Raw genomic sequence first — 24,675 nt, 5'->3', positions numbered from 1 at the left:
CATGTCCACCGTCTGGCGACGTTGGCTACATGTTCACCGTCTGGCGACGGTGGCTAGTTATCAGCTCCTGCAGGATCTTCGCCAGGCGTGTGGCCTCGCCAGCGGTAGTGGCCTCGCCCAGTACGCGTTCCCTGCCAAGTGCCCCCAGCGCACGAGCCGTAGGCAAATCCGTGATTACACTGTGTAGCCGCTCGGCCAAGGCCTGCGTGTCGCCGTGCGGAACCAAGTGACCACCTCCAAGGCGTTCGATCAACTCGGGAAACGCCGCATGGTTGGGCAGCACCACCGGCACCCCAGCTGCCATCGCCTCCAACACGAACAAACCCTTGGGTTCGAAGTGCGTTACCGGGACACACAACACATCGATGTTCTGCAAAAACTCGAGCTTGCCCGCGCGATCTACACTGCCCCAATAGTGTACTCGCGAACTCAAACCCGCGGCGGCCAGGCGCGCCTGTTGCTGCTGCCAGTAGTCTTGATGTTGCGGACCTAACCAACCGGCGATCTCCAACCTGGCATCCGGATGGCTCTTGGCCAGTTCCAAAAAGGCATCGACCAGCACATGCAGACCCTTTTCAGGTGCCAACCGAGCCAGGTATCCGATCACCGGCGGTCGATCATCGCGAAAGTCGCGAGGTGGCAAGGCGATAAAGTCTTGGGGATCAAGCGTTAACGGTGTTACCTGCCATTGATCGGGCTGCAAATCCAAACGCTCTTGCATGCGCTGGCCATAGGCGCGCGAATGAACTAGAAACAGATCGACTTGCTGTGCAAGTTTCTTCAACAGGGCCAGCGCTTGGCTATGGAATGGTTCGCTTAGTTGATCGAAGAACGCATCATCACCCTGCAAGATAACCACCAGCGGGCAGGCTAGTCGCTTACGAATCTCTGGAATGGCTCCGCCAATCAACAGGTTCGAAAAGATAATCGCCTGCGGATGAATTTCGCTGGCCAGCCAATCCACCAGTCGATCTACCTCCTTGCGCTGGTTGCCATCTTTGCCTTGCAACATGGAAACAGTTAGACCACCGAGTTTGTCCGCTGTGGTGCCCATCGAGCGCGAGGCGATCCAACCCACCAGCTTCGGTGAACTCAGAAAACGGTCCGCCCACTTGGGTAGCCATCGCGCTGGTGCAAAGACCTGCTGCAGATAGACATTCAATCCACCATAGAAGAGCCGCTGGCCAGCCACGCTCGATTCATCGGTCAGAATCGGTGTATAGGTCGGCACCAGCAGCGCGTCGTGACCTTGAGCAATAAGAGCCTTGGCCAGCGCGTTGTCGTGGAGACAACTCCCGCAATACATGCCAGCTGCACCGGCCGTCAAATAGACTATCCGCAAGTCATCACCCTTAATGTTGAGCAGATAATCGTAACGGAACGCGTCAAGCGTTTCAAACGTCCCCGTAGCGGAACGCGTCAAGCGTTTCGGATTTCCGGTGCGTTCAAATTCCGAAAGCCTTGACGGCTTCCGCTACATCGGCTTCCGCTAGGAATCGATTACTGCTTTTTCAACTTGCGTTCGATGGCTTGCTGGTGTTGGATCGCGATATCGCGGAAGAACGCCACCGACTCGTCGACTTCGTCGGCTTGGATCAGTACCACGTCGCCGGCTTGAGCCATATCGAGCGCTCGCTGGGCAGCTTCTTTCCAGGTGGAATAACCCACCTGTTCGCGACAGCGCTTGCCTTGATGCAGACCTTCGCCAAAGAGTTTGATGATGTCACCGCGTTCGCGTCCCCGGACGTAACAGCCTTCGTACAGCAGCACATGATCGAAGCTGTCGCCGAGCAATCGGCCTTGATCGATCATATCGCTATCGCGCCGGTCGCCGGCGGCCGAGTAAACCGCAATGCGTCGCGCACCGGGAAAGCCCGCGATGGCTTCCAGCACGCTCTTGAGCGCCGAAGGATTGTGACCGTAGTCAACCACTAACGTCGCACCATTCATCGAGAAGACGTTGAAGCGTCCGGGGCTCGAATCAAGCGAAGCGGCGAAGGTTTCCAGTCCAGCGCGAATAAATTCTGCGGGCACGCCCAGGGCCCAGGTCGCCGCGACTGCAGCCATGACGTTTTCAACTTGGAACTTGATCTTACCGGCATGTGTCAGTGGCACACGATCGAGGGTGATTAACGAAAACTCCGAAGGACCGTGCGCTAGCACCAATGCCCCATCGCGCGTAAACACGACGCGACCACCTTCGGATCGACGTTTCACTAGCAGCGGATTGTCGGCTGCATGCGAGAAGAACACGACCGCGCCGCGGCAAGCACTAGCCATAGCAGCTACCAATGGATCGTCGGCATTCAGTACAGCCGAACCACTCTTGTCGACGGCCTCCACCGGAATGCGTTTTACTTCTGCCAGCTGTTCCAAGGTATGGATGTGGCCCAGGCCTAAGTGATCGCCTTCGCCCACGTTGGTGACGATGGCCACATCACACGCATCAAAGGCTAGCCCTTCTCGCAACATGCCACCTCGAGCTGTTTCCAGCACGGCGGCGTCGATCATCGGATTGGTTAGCACTTTGCGAGCGCTCTGCGGACCGCTGCAATCACCGTCATCGATGCGCCGCGCGCCGATATAGACTCCATCGGTGGTGGTCATACCTACGCGCTTGCCTTGTTGAGCCAGCACGTGTGCGACTAGTCGTGTAGTTGTGGTCTTGCCGTTGACACCAGTGACGGCCACTACGGGCACGCGACCGTTATCGCCAACTGGGAACAGCATATCGACGATAGCTTCGCCCACGGGTCGCGATGAACCTTCGCTGGGTTGCAGATGCATCCGCAAGCCTGGGCCGGCATTGACTTCGACGATACCACCACGCTGAGCTTCTAACGAGACCGAGATGTCCTTGGCGATTACATCTACACCCGCGATATCCAAGCCTATGATGCGGGCCGCTTCGACCGCGCGAGCGGCCACTTCGGGATGCACGATATCGGTAACGTCGCAAGCCGTGCCACCTGTGCTCAAGTTGGCGTTGCGACGGATCAATACAATGTGGCCAGCTGGGGGCACGCTGTCAGCGGTCAGACCTTGTTGAGCCAACACGGCTTCGGCAACCGGATCGAGCGTGATGAAGCTCATCACCGTCGAGTGGCCATCACTGCGGCGTGGGTCTTTATTCACTTCGGCAACTAACTGTCGGACCGTCGACTGGCCATCGCCAGTGACTTGAGCCGGCACGCGCCTGGCCGCCGCGATCAGGCGATCGCCAACGACCAACAAGCGGTAGTCATCACCTTCGAGATACTTTTCGACCACTACCGTCGATTCTTCTTGGCGAGCATTTTCATAGGCGGCCGTTACTTCGGCCTGCGTCAAGAGGTTGGTGGTCACGCCGCGGCCGTGGTTGCCATATTGCGGCTTGACGACGACGGGCAAGCCCAGCTCCTGTGCCGTTTCCCAGGCTTCAGCCGCATCGCTGACTGGGCAACCCTGCGGTACAGGGATGCCAGCGGACGACAGCAGTCGTCGTGTCAGCTCCTTGTCCTGGGCAATCGACTCTGCAATCGCGCTCGTGCGGTCGGTCTCAGCTGTCAGAATACGGCGCTGTTTGGAACCGTAACCCAATTGCACCAGTGAGCCGCTGTTCAGGCGGAAGTAAGGCACACCCCGACGCGTGGCTGCATCCACGATTGAGCGCGTGCTCGGTCCCAGGCAAACGTCGTAGGCCATATCGCGCAGAGTGGTGATCTCAGTCGACAAATCGATCGGGCTGTTTTCAATCGCAGCCACAATCACGCGCACCGCCAGGTTGAGAGCGGCTTTGGCGACTTGTTCGTTAACGTATTCGACGATTACGCGGTAACTGCCAGGCTGGTCCAGTTCTTTGGTGCGTCCGAAACTAACTTGGTTGCCTACCAGCGATTGAATTTCCAGCGTCACGTGTTCGAGCACATGCGCCAAGTTGGTACCACTGTTGAGTCGCTCGACAAACGCGCCGCGTTGGTCGGCTAAACATCGATGTTCGATAAGAGTTGGCATCCACGCCATCAAGCGCCCGCCAAATCCACTTAAGGAAATGGTGGTGGCGCTGCTGAGTCCCGCCAGATCGACCCAGGCCTCCAAGACCGGGAAGTTCGCCCACAAGTTCGGCCCTCGCAGAGCCAATACTTTACGGAGCGAGAGAGGCTGAACATTTTCTTGTTTGGTCATAGTTTTGGTGTCAGGAACTTTCCTGAATTAGGAATAAGCGTTTACGTAACCGTAATTGTTATCGGCTTACATGGGTGTAAACCTTGGGTTGCGACATCTAGGGGATTGTGGCCACAAGTGGCGGGCATGGATCGCTGGCAGACATGGGTCCGACTAGGCGCAGAAGTTCACCGGAGTTTCACATCCAGTGGTGACCGACGTTGCCAAAACGGAAGCAAGCAAGCTTGTGGCAGGAATGCAATCAGGCTGCAGCGAAGCTGAGTTTTTCGAACCACCTCTCCGAATAACTTAACTCACCGCCGCCCATTCATGGGCAAGTCGAGTGGGACGCTTGGTTAGACAAGCAATTGTTCATCCTAGAATGCCGCAACCTCAATCCTGAATTGCGGCCCGTATTTATCCTGATACTTGTACGCTGGCTTGGCAACGATACAGGGACGTTACCTAAGCTTTCAACTTCAATGAACTATTGTCTGCCTGCGCGTGGGTCAAACCTTAAAGTATTCTACCCTCGTCCGTGCTTTACGCTGTTATTCTGGCAGACTCCTCCAGACAGGCCCTATTATCGCCACCTCCTGCCAAAAGGCTAGCCCCAAATTGTCTTCTTTCCGTAGCGGAAGCCGTCAAGGCTTTCGTCACACATGCTCACCATCGGCTTAGCCCCCACCGTTCGAAATGCTTGACGCATTCCGCTACTCCACCGAAATGCTGGACGCATTCCGCTACGATTGCTGTTCGAAATGCTGGACGCATTCCGATACGGTCGCTGTTTGACCCCCGATAGGCGGGCTAACGTCGATTTCGGAGAAATCAACCAACGGTTACAATACAGCCAACTTCGTGCAAACAGCCGTCATCAGTTGGGTATCCGCGACGTATGTCGACCGAAAATCAAGCAATCCAATCGGCTGCTGTACCTCCAGTTGCACTCCAAGCAGGCGAAGCAGTCCAAGCAACTTTTGCACCTAACCTTAACCGTCAGCGGCATTTTGAAGCTTCTTTATTGGTCCTGACCAACCGCCGACTCCTCTATGTTCCGCATGGGGGTTCTACGGAAAGCTGGGCACTGGGCGCGGAATTAACGCTCGAGGTCGGCGTAACCGGTGGGTTGGGCAAGCTCACGCTCAGCCGCCACCAAACGGTCGTCCAGCAGTGGTGGTTCACGGCAGCCTTAAACGCCCAAGTTGACCGCTTTGTGGGTGCATTCCACGGCGCTATTCGCTCCCATGAACAGTCGCTCTCCAGCGCCGAACCCCAGACCTGTCCCTCGTGCGGGTTTGTGCTCAGCAGCGATGACCCGGTCTGCCCCAGTTGCACTCCGGTCGCCGCGCCGCCCGCGACTCACTCGTTGCGACGCTTATTTCCCTTTGCCCGCCGGCGCGGCCTGACGATTTTGTCTGGTCTGTTATTGACTGTGGCCGCCACCGCGGCCGGTTTGGTTCCGCCCTATCTGTCGATCCCACTGCTGGACAAAGTGCTGCTGCCCATGCAGAACGGTGCGAGTGTTTCGCCGCGGCTGGTCGGATGGTACTTGGGTCTTTTGGCTGTCGCCGCCGTGGCCGCGTGGCTGATGGGCTGGGCAAAAACGTTTGTGCTCGCCTTGGCCAGCGAACAGGTCAGCTCCGATCTGCGGGTGGCGACCTACGCTCACTTGCAGCGGTTGTCTTTGGAGTTCTACGGCGGTCGCCGCACAGGTGACCTGATTTCTCGCATCAGCTCCGATACGGATCGACTGTGTAACTTTCTGTCGATGCACCTGGTCGACTTTATTACCGACGTCCTGATGTTTATCTTTACTTCGATCGTGCTGCTCTGGATCGATCCAGTCCTGGCCGCGGTGACCCTATTGCCCTTTCCAGCCATTGCCTGGTTGGTGCATGAAGTTAGGACTCGGTTGCGACATGGCTTTGCCCGCGCGACCAATGCGTGGGGCGATATGGTCAGTGTGTTGACCGACGCGATCCCGGGCGTGAGAGTGGTGAAAGCATTCGCGCAAGAGTCGCGCGAGGTCGATCGCTTTCGGCAAGCTGACAAGCATGTGCTCGATTCCAACGTCAAGGTCAATCGACTGTGGGCCTTCTTTGGTCCCACCGTCACGCTTTTGACCGAGATCAGCGTGCTGATCATCTGGGCGTTCGGTATCTGGCGTGTCGCCTCGGGCAGTATCACCGTGGGTGTGCTGACCGCCTTTCTGGCTTATACCACGCGGTTCTACGTGCGTTTGGATTCGATGAGCCACATGCTGGCCAATACTCAGCGGGCGGCCGCCTCAGCCTACCGCATCTTTGAAATCTTGGACCGCGTGCCTAGCGTCAGCGAACCGGTCAAGCCTCATCATCCCGGTCGCTTGAGTGGTCGCTTGAGCGTGAACGATATCTCGTTCAAGTATGGCAATCGGCAAGTCCTCAAGAGCGTCAGCTTGCACATCAATCCCGGCGAGCTAATTGGCTTGGTCGGGCCGAGCGGTTCGGGCAAGAGTACGCTGGTAAACCTGGTTTGTCGTTTTTATGATCCACTGCACGGTTCGATCACGGCCGATGGCACCGATATTCGCTCGTTTCCGCTCGAAGAGTATCGCCGCAATATCGGCATCGTGCTGCAAGAGCCCTATCTGTTCTATGGCACGATCGCCGAGAATATCGCTTACGGTCGCCCTGAAGCGAGCCGCTCTGAGATTATTGCAGCAGCCAAAGCCGCGCATGCGCATGGTTTTATCCTGCGACTAGCCGAAGGGTATGACTCGATCGTCGGCGAGCGCGGCCAATCGCTCTCCGGCGGCGAACGGCAACGCATCTCGATTGCTCGTGCTCTGCTGACCGACCCGCGCATTTTGATCTTGGACGAAGCAACTTCGGCGGTGGACAACGAGACCGAACGCGAGATTCAGAAAGCCCTCGACAACTTGATTCGCGGTCGCACGACGATTGCCATCGCCCACCGCTTGAGCACGCTGCGCAATGCTGACCGCATCATCGTCCTGGAGGACGGACAAGTCGTTGAGGTGGGCGGCCACGATGAATTGCTTGACCGCGACGGCGTCTATCGTCGACTCTATAACGCTCAGCTCGAAAAACATGAACAGGTCGCCGTCGGCTAAAAACCCTTTGCCGCCATCACACCCGACGCACACTGCCAGGGACGTTTTTATGGACCCCGATGATTTGCAACACATAGAACCCAAACTCGATCCGCAGGGCATGAAGCTCATTCGCGGCACCGATGGTCTCTTGCAAGCCATCGAGACGTCGGGTCAACATTACGCGGGGTTGGCTCCCATCCGCATGTTTCCGCTGACCGATCCGAACCATTGGATCGTGCTGGTCGACCGCCAAGGCCGTGAAGTGACTACCATCGATGACCCAGTCACGCTCGACGCCGGCTCGCGCAAACTGCTCAACGAAGAACTCAACAGCCGCGAATTTGTGCCCCACATCCAACGCATCGTGTGGGTCTCTGGCAACTCCGAGCCGTCGAAGTGGCGCGTCGAAACCGACCGCGGCTTAACCGAGTTTGTACTGAACGATGAGAAAGACATTCGCCGACTGGGGACTCACGGCGTGCTGATCATCGATGCCCACGGCATTCGGTATTTAATCGAAGACGATCGCCGCCTGGACCGCTACGGACGCAGATGGATCGAGTGGTACATCACATAAGTGCACTTTCGCCTTAGGTGATCCTCATCAGATGCACAGCTATACCGCTAATGCGCTTCGAGATAAAAGAGCGAACGCGACGGGCTCCGTGCGGGCCGATATTGCACGAAACTTCGTCGCGTCGCTTTTCTTCAAATTTTCGATTAAGTTTAGAATCAAACTAACGAGCGTACGTCGTTTGATGAAAGTCTCTAAATGCACGGGGCATGCCAAAGCCCTCGGACGCTGGACAAATTCTTGAACCACTGCATCGGCCCAAGGTTTTTACAGGGAAATCTGCGGAGCTGTGCGGGTGACTTTCGGCTAGCCATCCCAGGCGGAGCATTGCACGAAGTTAGCCATGATGGTTGATCGCTCATATTTATGGATGGAGATCAATCATCGTGCACGCCTGCCAGCCAATTTCAGGTTGCTATCGCGGCCAGCGGTTGGCATTGAAAGCAATATCATTTCCCATACCAGCCGCTGGTCTGTCCCCGGTCGTAGAGCAGCTGTCCCCAGCTGCTCAGCACCCTCCAACCCAAGTCACTTCAAAACACGGGGCGGCAAACTTTGTCGTCTGCATTTTCTCTGCGGACTCTGCGAACTGCGTTTTATAAATGGATTTGCTAGGACTAAGTCCACGCCACTGCTGCAAAGGAGATCCGCGGTTTGCAGATGCTGTAATTAGAGGGTGCTCTCTTTAAAACGCAGAGAAGCGGAGGATCGCAGAGAAGACCTTTAAAACTGGCGGCCCGCGGCAAACTATGTCGCCTGCATTTTCTCTGCGGACTCTGCGAACTCTGCGTTTTATAAATGGATCTGCTAAGCAACTAAGTCCACGCCACTGCTGCAAAGGAGATCCGCGGTTTGCAGATGCTGTGATTAGAGGGTGCTGTGATTAGAGGGTGCTGAGCGGCTGGGGACAGCCGCTCTACAAACTCCGCAGTTTAGCTATCGCTGGCTGATTTCGTGCACCATGTCCACCAGGGCGATGACATTGTCGACGTTGGTTTGGGGCAAGATGCCATGGCCGAGGTTGAAGATGTGACCCGAACGATTGCCAGCGGCTTGCAGAACATTCTCCGCCATTTCGCGAATCGTCTCAGGTTCAGCCAACAAGGCCACCGGGTCGAGGTTGCCTTGCACCGCGCGGTCGTGGCCGACGGTCGCCCAGGCTTGGTCCAGCGGCACGCGCCAGTCGATGCCGACCACGGTGCGCGAGTCACCGCGCAGCAGTGGCAACAACGCCGGATTGCCGGTCGCAAAGTTGATCACCGGTACGTCGGGAATAATGCTGTCGATGATCAGGCGCATGTGAGGCAAGACATACTTCTGGTAATCATCAACCGATAGACAACCAGCCCAAGAATCGAACAGTTGCACGCACTGGGCTCCAGCTGCAATCTGGGCGTTCAGATATCGAGCCACGGTGCGCGACAACTTGCGCATCAGCTCCTTCCAAGCACTTGGATGGCGATACATCAAACTCTTGGTGTTGTGATAGTTGCGGCTCGATCCACCTTCGATCATGTAGCTGGCCAGCGTAAACGGCGAACCGGCGAAACCGATGACCGGAATCTCGGGCGAAAGCGCATTGCGAGTCAGCGTCACCGTCTTCATCACAAAGTCTAGCGACTCCATGCTCTCCAGTTCGAGCACGCGTTCGACATCTTTGGCTTCGCGCAAAGGGTTATGAATGACTGGTCCATCGCCCTTGGCGAATTCCAACTGCATGCCCATCGGTTCCAGGATCGGCAGCAGATCAGAGAAGATAATGGCGGCGTCGACCTTCAACTTCTCAACTGCCGTGACCATTACCTCTGCGCACAGCGCCGAGTCTTTGCAGAGCTCGAGAAAGCTGACCTTCTCGCGTACGGCCCGATACTCAGCCATGTAACGCCCCGCTTGTCGCATCAGCCAAATCGGTGTTACCGAAGAGGCTTCGCGGCGGCACGCCCGCATAAAGGGGCCATCGTACCAGGCTGCGCCGCGATCTTGCGGTTGAAAGTTCCCACTGCGGACGGCGACCTGCCGAGCGGCTCGACCACCCAACAGGCTGCGCGCCCGTTCGGCTGTCTCTTGAACCAAGTGACCCATCTTGGGATGCGAGGGTTCCAAATCCACCGGCAAGTCATTCTGCAATAACATTTCGCTGGTGGTCGGACCAATCGAAGCGACGATCATCTGCTTCAGACCTTCGCGCAGTTGTTCTTCGATGCCCATATCGGCAGCGATGCGCAGCATGTTGGCAACTTGATGCGCACTGGTCAGCAATAACACATCGCGTTGGCCAGCTGCGATCGCCCGCACGTTCTCGGCTAGCGGAGCGGTGTCTTCGGGAAAGTCCCAATGATAGACGCGCACGCTAACCACTTCGGCCCCGCGAGCTTCCAGGCCAGCAATCAAACTGGTGTTGGGCTTGCCGTATTCTTGCAAGCCGATCTTCATGTTGGTGACGCCACCGTTTTCGTCCAGCGTCGTCAGTAGTTCGCGCCACGTATTGGGTTCGGGCACCTTGATGGTCGGCGTCAATCCAAACTCGCGCATGGCCGCCGCGGGCTTGGGACCGCGTACTACGGTGGTGATATCGGAGAGCGAATCCAGGAAGCGCTGCTTGTCGAGACTCTTCTCGATAGCGGTGATCAGGTGCTTGAAGCCCACGCCGGTCAAGAAGATAACCATGGTGAACTCGCCGGTCAGTACGCGATGAGCGAATTCGATAGCTGAGCGATTTTCGGTGATGGGCACTTCGCGCATCGACGGTGAAACGAACGCTTGACCACCGAACCGCTCGATCATGCGAGCCATTTCATCGCGTCGGCGACTTTCCAGTGCAGCCACGCGCAGACCTTCCAGTGTAGGGGCAGCATCGGTCATAACAGTATCGGTCGTCTTTCTTGAGCAAGCGGGTTATACTGACTCCAGTTCCGGCAGCGGAATCACCTGCTGTTGTCGCCTTTTCCGCTCGGTCGTGCCAGGGGGCCGACGCAGAATCCGTTTGCCCACCTCTGCTGCATTTGCGTTAACCCACCAAAGAAACCTTCATGAGTCAACCTGCGGAACTGTACGGCCAATTGGCCGAACTTTGCCAAACCTCTGGTCCCAGTGCGGCCCTCGATCGCGTGATCGACCAGCTGGAAGCCGAACATCGTTACCACGAGCTCTTCGAAGCTCTCAAGATGCGATCTCGCCTGAATCTCGGCTTGGTGCCTACGCAAACCATCCGCGATGAACAGCTCGACGAAGAAACCGAACTGAAGATCGAACGAGCTTTGTTGGATGCTTGCCGCCGGGTGGGTGAAGGCTTTATGAAACAAGGGCAAGTGCGCGAGGGCTGGATGTACTTGCGGCCGGTGGGCGACAAGCTTCTGGCGGCCAAGGCCTTAGCTCAAATCGAACCCAACGACGAAAATGTCGATGCACTGCTGGAGATCCTGGTGCACGAGGCCGTCGACGTGGCGGCCGGTTATCAACTGGCCCTCAAGCGCATGGGCACGTGTAACTGCATCACCTTGTTCGAAACCGCCATCGCTGCCCGCCCGCGCCGCGACCAGCAAGCTGCAGCTGCACTGTTGGTAAAACATGTGCATCACGAACTGCTGGAGAACCTGCGCAGCGACATCGCTCGCCGCGAAGGCCAGCCGCCCGAAGGCACCACCTTGGCCGCCATTCTGGCCACCAGGCCTACGCTGCTGCGCGATGGCACCTACCACCTTGATACCACGCACCTGGCCTCGACCGTGCGCTTTGCCAGAGTGCTCGATGACAAAGATTCCCTACAACTAGCCTACGACCTGGCGCAGTATGGTCGACACTTGCATCCTCAATTTCAATACCCGGGCGAAGAACCGTTCATCGATTTATATCCCGCTTCGCTTGCGTTCTTTGGCGCATTGTTGGGCGAACAAGTCGATGGCGGCATCCGTTACTTTACGCAGAAAGCCGAATCGGTCGATCGCAACACGTACGGCAATATTGCAGTCGAAGTCTTAGTCGATCTGCTCTCACGCGTCGGTCGTCACGAAGCAGCCATCGCAGAGTTTGCCAAACGCATCCCACCCGATTCCCGTTTGATGGGCATCGCTCCAAGTATGCTCGAACTGAGCGAACGCTTGGGTAGCTTCGAGACGATGAAGAAACTCTGCGCCCAGCGTGGTGATATCCTCGGCTATACCGCGGCACTTATTCAACCGTAGGTGGCTAGACGAGCACGCTCCATCGTTTAACCCGTAGCCGACAGGCTAGGCTATCGAAGGAGTTGATCTGGCAGTGCGAGCTCACCTTAATCGTTTAACCCGTAGCCGACAGGCTAGGCACTCGAAGGAGTCGATCTGGCAGCGGGAGCTCACTCCCTTAAGCACAAAGATCTCCAGGTAAACGCAGGGATGGTTTAGCGGGTGCTCCTCGCCTGGCGGCTACGGGTTAAACAACCGTGGCTCCATCGTTTAACTTAACCCGTAGCCGAAGGCGAGGCAATCGAAGTAGTCGATATCGCAGTGCGAGCTCACTCCCTTAAGCACAAAGATCTCCAGGTAAACGCAGGGATGGGTTTGCGGGTGCTCCTCGCCTGGCGGCTACGGGTTAAACAACCGTGGCTCCATCGTTTAACCCGTAGCCGACAGGCTAGGCACTCGAAGGAGTCGATCTGGCAGCGGGAGCTCACTCCCTTAAGCACAAAGATCTCCAGGTAAACGCAGGGATGGGTTAGCGGGTGCTCCTCGCCTGGCGGCTACGGGTTAAACAACCGTGGCTCCATCGTTTAACCCGTAGCCGACAGGCTAGGCTATCGAAGGAGTTGATCTGGCAGTGCGAGGTCACTCCCTTAAGCACAAAGATCTCCAGGTAAACGCAGGGATGGGTTAGCGGGTGCTCCTCGCCTGGCGGCTACGGGTTAAACAACCGTGGCTCCATCGTTTAACCCGTAGCCGACAGGCTAGGCTATCGAAGGAGTTGATCTGGCAGTGCGAGGTCACTCCCTTAAGCACAAAGATCTCCAGGTAAACGCAGGGATGGGTTAGCGGGTGCTCCTCGCCTGGCGGCTACGGGTTAAACAACCGTGGCTCCATCGTTTAACCCGTAGCCGACAGGCTAGGCAATCGCAGGAGTTGATCTGGCAGCGGGAGCTCACTCCCTTAAGCACAAAGATCTCCAGGTAAACGCAGCGTTGGGTTAGCGGGTGCTCCTCGCCTGGCGGCTACGGGTTAAACGAGAAACACTTCGGCATCATCTAACAACTCTAGCGGGCAATAGCTGGGATGGCGCGATGCTTTGTACGGATCGTTCTTGCGCGTGTTGTAGCAACAGATCAGTGCCCAGCGCGGATCGGGGCTGGTGTTCTGATCGGAGCGATGCAGCAAGTTGCCGTGGAAGAACAAGCCGTCGCCTGGTTCCATCTCGATGTATTGAATCGGCAAACGCTCGAGCACTGCAACCACGCGCTCAGCATCGGCGCCCGTCTGTCCGCCGACTTTGCCGTGGTCCATGCGGCCCAAATGATGCGAACGTGGAATCACTTGCAAACAACCGTTGGATCGCGTGGCACGATCGACCGCGATAAAGCAGCTGGCCATCGTCGGGTAGAGGCAACCGTAGTTGTACCAGTAGCCATAATCTTGATGCCACTCCCAGGCTCCGCCGACGAAAGGCTCTTTCAACATCATCTTGTGATGATAGTGATAGACTTCATCTCGCAAGAACTTCGACATGTTCTCGGCTACGCGCCGACTGCGCACGATGCGCCCATAGAGATCGCTACCCAACTCGTTGGCTAGCGTCAAGGTCGTGGTTCCACCTTGGGCGTCAGAGCGCGTGGTCGCCCGTTCCTTCAAACTCTCGTCGCTGCGGGCCGTGGCCCTCAGAGCTTCCGCTTCGCGCTCATCAAACAGTTGCGGAATGAGTACATAACCTTCCAGATCAAAGTGTTCGCAATCGGCGATCGAAGCTTGATAGTAGTTAGTAGTCATTTCGTTTAGCCCATAGCGGCCGTTTCAGGCTGCGCCCTGTGGTAGTTCGTAACGCCTATCGATGGTGTATCATACTCCTACCTCGAGTTCCAGTTGTCGAGCGACCGCGCTAGAAAGAAGTTATCATGAAATCACTTGTCATTCTGGCAGTTACCTGCCTGTTTCCAGCTTTCGCTCTGGGAGACGAGCCTGTGAAAAAACAAGTGCTCGAATTGCGGACTTATACACTGAGAGATGAGGTCGCTGTAGCCGCCTTTGACCAGTATGCGGCCGATGCCCTGATTCCGACTCTCAACCGTCTTAAGATCGAACCCGTTGGTGCCTTCAAACTGGCTGCCGAACAACCCGCGCCGGCTCCAGGAGCGGCCAAACCCGATAGCATCCTGCCCTCCCAACCCAAAGTCATGCTGCTCTTGCCCGCGGCCGATAGCCAGACGCTCCTGATCGCCAACCAAACCGTCGCCGCCGACGCCAACTACCAGAAAGCGGCCGCCAGTTACCTGGCGACACCCAGCGATCAACCGCTACTGGACCGAGTGAGCAGTGAACTACTGCACTCGTTCGATAGCTGGCCTGAAGTCAAGGTGCCTCCGCAAAAAGCTGCTGGTAAAGAACGCTTGTTCGAACTGCGCGTTTACGAAAGCCCGACCGAGCATCTGGGGCATTTGAAAGTCGAGATGTTCAACTCGGGCGAAGTGCCGATCTTCTTGGATTGCAAGATCCAGCCCGTGTTCATGGGCCAGGCCGTCGTGGGCAGCCGCATGCCCAATCTGACCTACATGACCGTCTACGATAACTCCACCGAACTGGCAGCCGCTTGGAAGCGTTTTCAGGAGCATGCCGATTGGAAAGTGCTCAAAGAAGTTGCCAAGTACAAAGGCACCGTCAGCAAGATCCACAAGAGCAACTGGGTGCCCGCAGCCTATTCCCAGTTATAGCCAACACTTACACTTATATTTCGTAGCGGAAGCCGTCAAGGCTTTCGTCCCGTAGCGGAAGCCGTCAAGGCTTTCGATGCACTATTACAACGTCAACTTCGACGAAATTTTATTGTCCTTATGAAACTTACTATGCGCAAATCGATTCAAGTACTCTTGGTGACCATGCTGAGTCTAACCTCAACGATGGTGACCTCCGTCCAGGCTCAGGAACCTAAGCTGAGCTCCGGCATCGACATGTCGAACATCAGCCAGGCCAGCGCGGCAGGTCAAGACTTTTACGAGTACATCAATGATGGCTGGTTGAAGAGTACACAAATCCCGGCCGATCGTTCCAACTACGGTGCCTTCTCGATACTCGACGACGATACCTTGGCTGCGGTGCGCAAGATCATCGAAGAGGCAGCCGCTGACAAGCATGCCACGCCCGGCAGCGATCGCCAGAAAGTCGGCACGTTCTTTCGCAACTATACGAACATCCAACAGCGCAACGCGGCGGGCATCAAGCCGATCGCCAAACTACTCGAGACGGTGGCAGCGCTCAAAGACAAACACGAGGTCTTGCCGCTGGCGGCCACTTTGTATCGCCAGGGCGTGGGTACAGTGCTGGGTGTGTATGTCGAGCCCGATGCCCGGCGAAGTGAACAGTATGCGGTCTATGTGGGCCAGTCTGGACTGTCGATGCCCGACCGCGATTACTACCTGAAGTCGGACGATACCAACCAATCCATGCAGTCGGCCCTGAGAGCCTACACACGCGACATGCTGACCGCCGCCGGAGTTGCCGATGCCGAGCAAAAAGCTCAAGCGGTCTATGAACTAGAAGCTCAGCTAGCAGAAATTCAATGGACCAATGTCCAGAACCGTGATCCGGTGGCCACTTACAACAAGAAGAATCATACGGACCTGGCAAGCGATCTGCCTGCGCTGAACTGGCCCAAGTTCGTCAGTGGCATGGGCTTTGACAAAGAATCCTCTGCGATCGTTCAGCAGGTCAGCTTCATCGAAGGCCTGGCCAAGCTGATCGAATCCACTCCGATGGAGACTTGGAAGAATTACTTTACATATCAAGTAATTGATGCGTACGCGCCTATCATGACCGAAGAGCTGGAGAAGCGGCACTTTGAATTTCATGAAAAGACGCTCAGCGGTGTGGCTGAACAAAAACCGATGTGGCGTCGCGGTGTGGAAGCCACCAATCAAGCGCTGGGCGAAGTGGTCGGCAAGCTATATGTAGAACAGTACTTTGCCCCCGAAGCCAAAGCTCGTATGTTGCAGTTGGTCGAGAATCTTAAAGTAGCCGCTGGTCAGCGCATTGATGCACTGGAATGGATGGGCCCCGCCACCAAAGTGCAAGCTCGCCAGAAGCTGGCCAAGTTCACGACGAAGATCGGCTACCCCGACAAGTGGAAAGACTACAGCCAGCTGAAGATCGAAGAAGGTTCCATCGTCGCCAACATGATGAATTCGGCCGCCTTCGAAGTCGCTCGGCAGTTTGCCAAGTTGGGAGAGCCGATCGATCGTACCGAATGGTTGATGACGCCGCAAACGATCAACGCCTATTACAACCCGCTGATGAACGAGATCGTATTTCCCGCAGCCATTTTGCAACCACCGTTTTTCAATATGGCCGCGGATGATGCAGCCAACTATGGCGGTATCGGGGCCGTGATCGGTCACGAACTTAGCCATGGTTTCGATGATCAAGGCAGTCAGTATGATGGGGATGGCAACTTGCGCAAGTGGTGGTCCATCGAGGATCGCGACGAGTTCGAACGTCGAGCCAAGGAACTGATCGCCCAGTACAACACGTATCGACCTTTCGAAGACATGAGTGTCAACGGCGAGCTGACGCTGGGTGAAAACATTGGCGATCTGGGCGGATTAAACTTTGCATATACGGCTTACAAGAATTCGCTTGGCGGCCAGCCCGCTCCTGTGATCGATGGACTCACTGGCGATCAACGCTTCTTCTGCGGCTGGGCTCAGGTCTGGCGTCGACTGTATCGCGAGCCTGAGCTGCGGAAACGTTTGTTGGCTGATCCTCACTCGCCCAGTCGGTATCGAGTCAACGGCATCGTCTCGAACATGGACGCCTTCTATTCGGCCTTTAACATCAAGCCCGAAGATCCTATGTACATTGCACCTGAAAAGCGCGTGCGCATTTGGTAGTGCTTCGCGATTCTAGGTAGCCACCGCTGCCAAGCGGTGGATTTCGTCGCCATGAAAGTCCACCGTCTGTCGACGGAGGCTACCCAGTGAAAAGTGACGCTGTCCAACTGAGCACCGGTTGCTCTATAGTTTGCAGTCGAACAGATCAGCAAACTCGGGTTCCATTGTCAGCAATTCGCTGGTGCGTTCAGCCAGAGCGCTAATCGTCAGCAGCGGATTGCAGGCGATCGACGTGGGCAACATGGCACCGTCGCACACATACAGGCCCGGATGCACGCGTGGCGCGGCGGTGACTGGATCGATGTCACCTCCGCAGGCGGCATCAAAGACCTGGCCCTTGTGATTGACGACTCCGGTGTAGGCTGAATCGCCCATCCCACAACCGCCTAGCGGATGGACCGAGATCATCTTGTCGCCGAAGATCTTCAAGAACTTGTAGTCGCCGCCATGGGCATCGGCCAGTCGGCGAAACTCTTGACGAATCAATTGTCGATAACTGCTGTCGGTCAGACCGGGCCAATCCAGCCTGGCTTGATCTTTCTCCAGGCTGATGCGACCTTCGGCGCCGTCGTGCCCCATGCCCAGTAGAACTTGCGTGTTCGATAGGTCGAGGTCTTGCATAAGGACCGACATCGCATTGACGTAGGCGCGAGTGGCAGCGCCCTCTTGGATTAGCACGCGGTACCGCAGATCGGATCGCGTGGGATAGGTGACGTTGGTTTGGATCGTCGGACCGACGGGCGCGTTTCCGTCTGGATAAGCACCGAAGCCTTGGATGCCGGTACGTACTTGTGTGCGTTGGATGAAACCGAGGGCATCTCCGTTGCCGGTCCAGCGCGAACCAATCGTATTGGACACGGCCAGGCTACCGGCTGAACGCATCAGGATTTCGGTTGAGCCCAGGCTACCGGCGGCCAGCACTACGACGCGGGCGGTGATCTCGAGCGGCAGGCCTGGCTGGGCTTGGTCTGCGTTGCCTGGGTAATGGACTGCTTGGAGTTTGTAAAAGCCCGGACACTTGTCGATATGATGAATTTCGGTTTGCGTATAGATCTCTGCGCCGGCCGCGCGAGCCATCGGCAAGTAGTTCATGGCCAGCGTATTCTTGGCTCCCACGTTGCAACCATTCAGACAATCGCCGCAGTCGATGCAACCGCGCTGGGTCAGCCCCTGACGGTTGATGACCGGCAAACCGCCACATCCGGCCGAACGAGTTAGCGTCAGCGCAGCCGCTTCGAAGTGGGCGCCGCAGTCACGCAGACGTTCGACAGCCAGTCGTTGCGAGCGCATCTTGTCGGACCAATCGTGCGGCTCGCGGGCGGTGCCCAGTTCCCATTCGGCTCGATCATAGTAGGGGTCGAGAAACATCCGATCTCGCAGCGGTGCTGGCCAGACTGGTTGGTGAAAAACTTCTAAGTCCGGGCGAATTGCGACGCTAGCATTGATCAGCGATGAACCGCCCAGGCCGGTCCCGCTGAGCACGCTGATTTCTTTGAACTGGCGGACGTTAAAGAGTCCGAGCGGATTGCGAATTTCGCTGGTCTTAATGAACAAGCGATTCCGCGACGCATCGATCATGTCATTGACTCGATCCGGAAAGGTGCCTGGCACCCATTCTTGTCCGCGCTCGATGATAGCTAGTCTTCCGCCGGGCCGCATACGCCTGGCCAGTCGCGCCGCCATGACCGCAGCCCCGTATCCCGAACCCACCACCACCACATCAAACTGCCAGGGGACAGACCTCGCCGCGGGCATCATCAAGCTCGCAATGGGACATGCCAATCGTCCCCCGAACCTAGCCATGTTGCTAGCATAATCCGCCATGGCAGCCTGCTTGAGCCAGGTGAGGCTGGTGGTGCGTCGTTCCATGCGTGCCGAGATCGTCGCCAGGGGCCCATTGGCCTGCGCGTTAGGCGCCTGTCCCACAACTGGTAATGCTAGCGTTGCAGCCGCGATAGAAGAGATCGCCTGCCGCCTGGTGATGGCTGGGGTGGACGATGGCTGAGTAGACGACTCGTTGGAAGTCTTCGGCTGTGACTTCATCGGCAGAGTCTCACAGTTGGGCGGGCGGGCATAATCGACGCTTCTTCCAGCAGTCATATCGTCACGCGTCTTACCAGCCAGTTGCCGAAATTAACCAACGACGCGCAAGTTATCCGCTTCGCCCAATCTCGCAGCTCGATTGAGCACAATCACGCTAGCAAAACAACCCGGGGTCTGTCCCCCGGACCGTACCCCGGGACCGTAGGACCGTAGAGCGGCTGTCCCCAGCCGCTCAGCACCCTCTGAGCATGCATCTTCAAACCTGGTTTCCCCGGGGGGACAGAGCACGTGCGCATCCGTAAGAGCCTTTCCACTATCGTGCTAGCAAATCAACCGGTGGTCCGTCCCCGGTCGATCCCGGGGACAGACCCCAGGCTCTAGAGCGGCTGTCCCCAGCCGCTCAGCACCCTCTGAGCATGCATCTTCAAACCTGGTTCCCGCGGGGGACAGAGCACGTGCGCATCCGTGCGGAGCAACGAAGTCCGGTGGCGCGGTGTATGTCCCCGGGCGCGAGTCTGGGGACAGACGTTCTACGCTTGGCTGCGGGCGACGTTGGGGGCTTGGAAAAGAGTCTTGTGGATCTTTTGCAGCTTGTCCCAATCCCGCTTGTCGAGGTCACCCTCGGGGATGCGCCAGGCTGAGCTATCGACGAAGAGCGTCGCCGGACAGGGCAACTTCAGCAGCTTGGCCAGATGCCAGACCAAATGACTTTGGCTACCGCTTAACTGATGGGCTCGGCTTAACTCACGAAACAAGCTGCGCGCTAAACTCTCCGGCGTTGGCTTTTGACCTCGAATCAAAAAGTAGGCCACCAAGCCCAGGCCGGCTGCCAAACCAATTGCTAGCATGAGAACAACTGTTCCCATCGATATCGAGCTACGCTTGGCCGAAGCCGCCAACAGCAGACCGAGCCATGGCAGCTTCACATGTACCAACGTGATCATGATCATTAACACGAGGCAGCCTCGCTTCCAGAATGAGGTTGTGCGATGGGTAGAACCAGCGGCGAGGCAGTCGCTTTGCGTCGACGGTCCAAGCGACGCTTGGCCCGCAATGCCGCATCCTGCACATCCGTGGTCGGATCGTTTAGCAGATCCGGCAACATGCCAACTAGCTCCGGCGCTCCAAGAGCAGCCAATAAGTCGATCGCCGGCACGCGAACCTCAACTCGACCATCGTCCACTAGCGGCAGTAAGCGATCCTTGATCTGGCCCGACAAGTCCATCAAACGAATGACTTGCAGTGCCATAATGCGTCGCTTGGGTGCGGGACTCTCCAGAGCCTTCAAGACCTGGGGTACCACATCGGGTTCCATGCGCTTGACGATTTGCGCCATCACGCGGCACATGGGTGCCGGCCACTGCCGAATGATGTCCAAGAAACGCTGCAAGGTGAAATCGGCAAAGAAGTCTTGAGCGGCCGCCTTCAGCACCGTCGATGGACTATCCAGCCAACCGAAGATCGTCTGCAGTTGGGCACCGACACAATGCTTGTCATCCGGGTTGGCTGCCGCGTATTGCATGTACTGAACCAGGCTATCGATGTCGCGGCGTCGGCAGGTGCGAACAATCTCTGCACCCAGGCGACGACCTTCGGCTGTCCCCAGCTTGGACATCGCCACTGCGCCCGTCAGTACCGGTTCGACCGTCGTACTACTGGCGGCCATCATCAACCACAAGCGACGCTGAACTTCAGGCGTCACGCCGGCTGGCTGCACCGACAGGCCGCCCAGAGAAGCCAATTGCGGCAGCTCGCGCAGGCGACGCACGGCCGCAGTCAACAAGTTATCGTTCAGAATGTTAGCGATGTTGATCGCCAGCTCTGGATCCTCGCGATCACACAAGATGCTCAGCACTGACTTGGGCGTTGAAGAGCGCCACAAGTAACCGCCCAGCAATTGCATCACCATCGGGCGTCGGCTTTCCCAAAATCGCGACTGCACGGCTCGGAACGCCGGATGAACTGGGTCGTTGATGATCGCCCGCTGCGCGGAATCTTCCCATGTCACCAGGCTCAACCAAGCATCGACCAATTCGTTGTTCTGATGCATGGGATATTCATGAATGGCCCGCGAGAGCGCATCGAGCATCGGTGAACGCACGCTCGGCACATCGCTACCACTACGCGCCTTCTGGCCCCAACGCTCGCACATGGCCATCAACGTGTGCATGGCTGTTTCGTTCAGCGCGCTAGTCTTTTCTAACGCGAGCATGATCAGGTCTGGCATGGCGGACGTCATGTCCAGTTCGCCAATTGCGGCCAAGGCAGCCTGCTGATGAGTCGGTGAACCGCTTTTCAACAGTTTGCGGCTGGCGGGTATGAGTTCGAATGTGTTCTTGCCTAACCCGCTACGCGTGTGCGCATCGAGCTTGGCCCAACGCGACACTATGGCTTCATGGGCAGCCGGTTCCGGACGTGCAAGCAACAACTTGACGCACTTGGCCCTCAACTCATCCGTGTTGGAGTCCAAACCAACGGCCAACGCACTGGCCGCCAGTGGATTGCGGGTCTGAGCCAGCACGTCAAAGGTCTGCTGACGTGGAAAAAGTGAAGTGATGGGCATCGGCCTTGGTCCCCCGATTGAGTTGGATGCTGCCGAAACGTAGCTCAAGCCTTACGGCCATCCCAGTCAAAGATCAGCAATTGATCCAAGATCGATACAGTCACCAAGTGTCACAGGCGTTACAGGCTGGATTATCGGAGGAGCAATTTGCAAGTAGAATAAAGGGATTGTCACAGTTGCCAGAGATTACCGTCTGAAGCTTAAATCCGAAATTTGAAATCATGCCTCAAACCGCTGAACAGATTTTGCAACAGGAGTTCCTGCTGGCTCGCGCCAAGATCCTGGAGCTGGCAGCCACGCTCGACCGCATCGAACGGGCCGGCGGCCACATGCAAGAGCATCCTCAAATGCAATTGCTCCAGCAAGGATTCGCCATCTTGAACAATCAAGCCACGCAGCCCACCGCCCGCGCCGAACAAATTCAGTTGTTGTTCAGCCGAGAGTATTCCGCCCAGTGGCGCCAGAGCTTTGGTGTATAGTCTGACTCAAACCAAGCGCCTCCAATTGGGAATTAGGGCACAAACAGGAATCGAGGATACTGAGATGTACTTTGTCGATCCGCATATCCATATGGTCTCGCGCACGACCGATGACTACGAAACGCTGGCCAAGATGGGTTGCGTCGCGCTGAGTGAGCCCGCCTTTTGGGCCGGCTTTGATCGCGGCAGCGTCGAGAGCTTTCGCGATTACTTTCGTCAGCTAACCGATTTCGAACCGCGCCGTGCCGCTCAGTACGGCATCCAACATTTCACATGGTTATGCATCAACGCCAAAGAAGCTGAAAACGTTTCGTTGTCGCGCGAAGTCATCGCCATGATCCCCGAGTTCCTGGACAAACCCAACGTGCTGGGCATCGGCGAAATCGGGCTCAACAAAAACACTCGCAACGAAGCCACCATCTTTCTCGAGCATGTCGATCTGGCCGTGCGCCATAATCAGCAGATCCTGATTCACACGCCTCACCTGGAAGACAAATACCAAGGCACGCGCATGATCCTGGATATGTTGCTGGGCGACTCGCGCGTCGATCCCAGTCGCGTGCTGGTAGACCATGTCGAAGAACATACCGTCAAGCATGTCTTGGACAAAGGCTTTTGGGCCGGGATGACTCTGTATCCGATCACCAAATGCACTCCCCAACGCGCGGCCGATATGATCGAAAAGTATGGTTCCGATCGCCTCATGGCCAACTCAGCCGGCGATTGGGGCCCCAGCAAGCCGACCGCTGTTCCCGACTTGATTCTGGAACTGCGCCGCCGCGGTCATAGCGAAAAGTTCATTCGCCAAGTCGTGTACGAAAACCCAGTCCGGTTTTTCTCGCAGAGCAAACAGTTCAATTTCAAACCACGCGACTGAATCGACATCGCCGCCCACGCTTGATAATGGCAAATGCGACAGAATTACCAGCAACAAATCGGTTGGTGCGGTAACGGAAGTCGCACGCTCGAACACCCATTTCATTTCTTGGAGCCCGAATATGTTCTCTGGCATTTCACGTAGTCTGTATGCGCTGGGCTGTCTGGCCTGTGCGGCTGGCGTTCCCGCTTTAGCCCAAGAAGATGTAACTATTGGGGCTGTCGAGGTCGTCAGTGTAGCTGGCGGCGCAGGCGGTGAGGGCGGCGCGGCTGTCTTCAGCAGCGGTAGCGGAGGCGTCGGCTTCAGCAATTTCGGGGGTATCGGCGGCGTCGATCCCAACAACAAATCAGCCCTCTTCGGTCTGCTAGAAAACAGTTCCATTCAACGCGAACTGAAGTTGACTCCCGAGCAACAGGAAGGCGCCAAACGTATTGCCGGTGAGTCCAACAAACGCATGAGCGACATGGTGCGTGAATCACTCAAAGCGGGCCGGTCACTCAAGGACGCTGGCTTGATGGAGCTGATCGCCGAGAATCGCAAACAATCAGAGGCGGCCCTCGAAGAAATTCTCTTGCCCGAGCAACTCAAACGCATCCGCCAATTGGCCTATCAGGTCGAGATCGCCAAAATTGGCATGGCCGAATCGCTGACCGATGGCCGCTTGGGCAAAGATATCGGAGTCGTCGACAATCAAAAGCAACACCTGGCGGAAAAAGCTGCTCTGGTCGAAGCCGAAACCCGTGCGGCCATCGCCAAGATCCGCGCTGCCGCTCAAGCCAAACTGTTTGCGGAACTTTCAACCGAACAGCGTCGGGCCGCCGAGGAACTGCTGGGCGAATACTTTTTGTTCGAGGAGCCTAGCATTGAGCAGCGAATTCGTCAAAATCTGAAGGCACGTCAAGCTCCTCCTCCCAAGAAGCCCTGAACTCAGTGCAGGCCTCGATGCGATTTCACAATAAAGTTGTCTTAGTGACCGGTGGTGCAGCCGGCATCGGTCGCGGATGTGTCGAAGTCTTTCATGCCGAAGGTGCCTGCGTCGCCATCATCGATCGCGACGCCGGAGCAGCCGAAAAATTGGCCGGGCAGCTCAATCAGCTACGACCAAATAGCGCCATCGCCTTTGCCTGCGATGTCGCTCAAGCCGCCAGCTTGCAGAAGGTGATCGAGGACACGGTCAATCACTTCGGACAATTGCATTGCTTGATCAATAACGCCGGTATTCATCCCCCCGACACGCCGCTGGATCAAATGCCACTAGCGGACGCTCAACACGTGTTTGCGGTCAACTTTTTCAGCACCTATGTGGCCAGCCAAGCCGCCCTGCCCCATCTGCGCAAGACCCGCGGCTCAATCATCAACATGAGCAGCATGACGGCCGTGCTGGGGCAAAAGAACTCGGCCGCGTATGCAGCCAGCAAAGGTGCCCAGCTCAGTTTCACTAAAGCCCTGGCGCTGGAAGTCGCAGCCGCAGGCATTCGCGTCAACGCAGTTTTGCCTAGCAATGTCGACACGCCGCTGATGCGAGCTTGGGCCAACACGCTGGCCGATCCACAAAGTGCCCTCGAGCGTATCGAGCAATTGCAACCGCTCGGCCGCATGGCTCAGCCCGCGGAGATCGGCCGCGTTTGCCTGTTCCTGGCCAGCGACGATGCCAGCTTCGTCACCGGCCAAGGCATCGAAGCCGACGGCGGCGCCGCCCTGGATTACTAAATGTAGTTCGCCACAAAGTCTCCTTTCGCTCCGCGAAAGGCGAGCTTACTTTGAATAGCAACTATTTAGTTGATATATAAATTAATTCGTGGTTTGTGCTTGAGGATTAGCATTCCTTTCGCGGAGCG

Annotated in this window: 16 protein-coding genes; 9 read left to right on the top strand and 7 right to left on the bottom strand. The window is 56.9% G+C overall.

All coding sequences use genetic code 11. From position 1 onward, the window contains the following. Positions 1 to 25: 25 nt before the first annotated feature. The gene (locus tag SH573x_RS00565) at positions 26 to 1,423 is read right to left on the bottom strand and encodes a glycosyltransferase family 4 protein (protein WP_479352342.1); all 1,398 of its coding nucleotides are present in this window, start codon (positions 1,421 to 1,423) and stop codon (positions 26 to 28) included. Between the two features lie 77 nt (positions 1,424 to 1,500). Continuing rightward, a complete protein-coding gene (gene cphA, locus SH573x_RS00560; RefSeq protein WP_479352341.1) occupies positions 1,501 to 4,164 on the bottom strand; it encodes a cyanophycin synthetase in 2,664 nt (887 codons plus the stop codon). 877 nt (positions 4,165 to 5,041) lie between these two features. On the opposite strand from cphA, the gene SH573x_RS00555 reads away from it, so the two are divergent. Both SH573x_RS00555 and SH573x_RS00550 read left to right on the top strand, forming a co-directional pair. Next, positions 5,042 to 7,261, top strand: a complete 2,220-nt coding sequence (locus SH573x_RS00555) for a cyanophycin metabolism-associated ABC transporter (RefSeq protein ID WP_479352340.1) — start codon at positions 5,042 to 5,044, stop codon at positions 7,259 to 7,261. 49 nt (positions 7,262 to 7,310) lie between these two features. After that, entirely contained in the window at positions 7,311 to 7,820 is a 510-nt protein-coding gene (locus SH573x_RS00550) for a cyanophycin metabolism-associated DUF1854 family protein (protein ID WP_479352339.1), read from the top strand. Between the two features lie 933 nt (positions 7,821 to 8,753). On the opposite strand, the gene hemE is transcribed toward SH573x_RS00550, so the two are convergent. Further along, entirely contained in the window at positions 8,754 to 10,679 is a 1,926-nt protein-coding gene (gene hemE, locus SH573x_RS00545; RefSeq protein ID WP_479352338.1) for a uroporphyrinogen decarboxylase, read from the bottom strand. A gap of 167 nt (positions 10,680 to 10,846) precedes the next feature. Here hemE and SH573x_RS00540 point away from each other — a divergent pair, with 167 nt between their 5' ends. After that, on the top strand, positions 10,847 to 11,998 hold the full coding sequence (locus tag SH573x_RS00540; protein WP_479352337.1) for a hypothetical protein: 1,152 nt from the start codon (positions 10,847 to 10,849) through the stop codon (positions 11,996 to 11,998). A 1,005-nt stretch (positions 11,999 to 13,003) separates the two neighbouring features. On the opposite strand, the gene SH573x_RS00535 is transcribed toward SH573x_RS00540, so the two are convergent. Then, the gene (locus tag SH573x_RS00535) at positions 13,004 to 13,765 is read right to left on the bottom strand and encodes a phytanoyl-CoA dioxygenase family protein (protein ID WP_479352336.1); all 762 of its coding nucleotides are present in this window, start codon (positions 13,763 to 13,765) and stop codon (positions 13,004 to 13,006) included. 125 nt (positions 13,766 to 13,890) lie between these two features. Here SH573x_RS00535 and SH573x_RS00530 point away from each other — a divergent pair, with 125 nt between their 5' ends. Then, the gene (locus SH573x_RS00530) at positions 13,891 to 14,703 is read left to right on the top strand and encodes an NIPSNAP family protein (protein ID WP_479352335.1); all 813 of its coding nucleotides are present in this window, start codon (positions 13,891 to 13,893) and stop codon (positions 14,701 to 14,703) included. 132 nt (positions 14,704 to 14,835) lie between these two features. After that, a complete protein-coding gene (locus SH573x_RS00525) occupies positions 14,836 to 16,875 on the top strand; it encodes a M13 family metallopeptidase (RefSeq protein ID WP_479352334.1) in 2,040 nt (679 codons plus the stop codon). Positions 16,876 to 16,998: 123 nt separating this feature from the next. Here the strand turns inward: SH573x_RS00525 and SH573x_RS00520 are convergent, their stop codons facing one another. The 3 genes from SH573x_RS00520 to SH573x_RS00510 form a co-directional block, all read right to left on the bottom strand. Beyond that, positions 16,999 to 18,918 carry a GMC family oxidoreductase N-terminal domain-containing protein gene (locus SH573x_RS00520; RefSeq protein ID WP_479352333.1) on the bottom strand — a complete coding sequence of 640 codons (1,920 nt, stop codon included), beginning with the start codon at positions 18,916 to 18,918 and terminating at the stop codon, positions 16,999 to 17,001. 530 nt (positions 18,919 to 19,448) lie between these two features. Next, positions 19,449 to 19,874 (bottom strand): hypothetical protein, encoded by a 426-nt coding sequence (locus tag SH573x_RS00515; RefSeq protein ID WP_479352332.1) that lies wholly within the window; start codon positions 19,872 to 19,874, stop codon positions 19,449 to 19,451. Continuing rightward, positions 19,868 to 21,481: a HEAT repeat domain-containing protein gene (locus SH573x_RS00510; RefSeq protein ID WP_479352331.1), complete on the bottom strand. Its 1,614-nt coding sequence runs from the start codon at positions 21,479 to 21,481 to the stop codon at positions 19,868 to 19,870. The genes SH573x_RS00515 and SH573x_RS00510 overlap by 7 nt, the downstream gene beginning before the upstream one ends. 221 nt (positions 21,482 to 21,702) lie before the next feature. Between SH573x_RS00510 and SH573x_RS00505 the strand changes: the two genes are divergently transcribed. From SH573x_RS00505 to SH573x_RS00490, 4 genes are all read left to right on the top strand, one after another. After that, positions 21,703 to 21,960 (top strand): hypothetical protein, encoded by a 258-nt coding sequence (locus SH573x_RS00505; RefSeq protein ID WP_479352330.1) that lies wholly within the window; start codon positions 21,703 to 21,705, stop codon positions 21,958 to 21,960. A gap of 64 nt (positions 21,961 to 22,024) precedes the next feature. Continuing rightward, on the top strand, positions 22,025 to 22,837 hold the full coding sequence (locus tag SH573x_RS00500) for a TatD family hydrolase (protein ID WP_479352329.1): 813 nt from the start codon (positions 22,025 to 22,027) through the stop codon (positions 22,835 to 22,837). 121 nt (positions 22,838 to 22,958) lie between these two features. Then, a complete protein-coding gene (locus SH573x_RS00495; RefSeq protein ID WP_479352328.1) occupies positions 22,959 to 23,762 on the top strand; it encodes a hypothetical protein in 804 nt (267 codons plus the stop codon). Between the two features lie 17 nt (positions 23,763 to 23,779). Beyond that, positions 23,780 to 24,547, top strand: a complete 768-nt coding sequence (locus SH573x_RS00490; protein WP_479352327.1) for an SDR family NAD(P)-dependent oxidoreductase — start codon at positions 23,780 to 23,782, stop codon at positions 24,545 to 24,547. Positions 24,548 to 24,675: the final 128 nt, after the last annotated feature.

The sequence above is a fragment of the Rania fehmarnensis genome (genome assembly GCF_056494185.1).
Note: the sequence above shows the minus strand (reverse complement) of the source record. Positions and strands in the feature narration are given on the sequence as shown.

What these genes read in the sequence shown, in the direction of transcription:
- cphA (WP_479352341.1), bottom strand. Translation starts at nt 4,164, where the DNA reads ATGACCAAACAAGAAAATGTTCAGCCTCTCTCGCTCCGTAAAGTATTG.
- SH573x_RS00555 (WP_479352340.1), top strand. Translation starts at nt 5,042, where the DNA reads ATGTCGACCGAAAATCAAGCAATCCAATCGGCTGCTGTACCTCCAGTT.
- SH573x_RS00550 (WP_479352339.1), top strand. Translation starts at nt 7,311, where the DNA reads ATGGACCCCGATGATTTGCAACACATAGAACCCAAACTCGATCCGCAG.
- hemE (WP_479352338.1), bottom strand. Translation starts at nt 10,679, where the DNA reads ATGACCGATGCTGCCCCTACACTGGAAGGTCTGCGCGTGGCTGCACTG.
- SH573x_RS00540 (WP_479352337.1), top strand. Translation starts at nt 10,847, where the DNA reads ATGAGTCAACCTGCGGAACTGTACGGCCAATTGGCCGAACTTTGCCAA.
- SH573x_RS00535 (WP_479352336.1), bottom strand. Translation starts at nt 13,765, where the DNA reads ATGACTACTAACTACTATCAAGCTTCGATCGCCGATTGCGAACACTTT.
- SH573x_RS00530 (WP_479352335.1), top strand. Translation starts at nt 13,891, where the DNA reads ATGAAATCACTTGTCATTCTGGCAGTTACCTGCCTGTTTCCAGCTTTC.
- SH573x_RS00525 (WP_479352334.1), top strand. Translation starts at nt 14,836, where the DNA reads ATGCGCAAATCGATTCAAGTACTCTTGGTGACCATGCTGAGTCTAACC.
- SH573x_RS00520 (WP_479352333.1), bottom strand. Translation starts at nt 18,918, where the DNA reads ATGAAGTCACAGCCGAAGACTTCCAACGAGTCGTCTACTCAGCCATCG.
- SH573x_RS00510 (WP_479352331.1), bottom strand. Translation starts at nt 21,481, where the DNA reads ATGCCCATCACTTCACTTTTTCCACGTCAGCAGACCTTTGACGTGCTG.
- SH573x_RS00505 (WP_479352330.1), top strand. Translation starts at nt 21,703, where the DNA reads ATGCCTCAAACCGCTGAACAGATTTTGCAACAGGAGTTCCTGCTGGCT.
- SH573x_RS00500 (WP_479352329.1), top strand. Translation starts at nt 22,025, where the DNA reads ATGTACTTTGTCGATCCGCATATCCATATGGTCTCGCGCACGACCGAT.
- SH573x_RS00495 (WP_479352328.1), top strand. Translation starts at nt 22,959, where the DNA reads ATGTTCTCTGGCATTTCACGTAGTCTGTATGCGCTGGGCTGTCTGGCC.
- SH573x_RS00490 (WP_479352327.1), top strand. Translation starts at nt 23,780, where the DNA reads ATGCGATTTCACAATAAAGTTGTCTTAGTGACCGGTGGTGCAGCCGGC.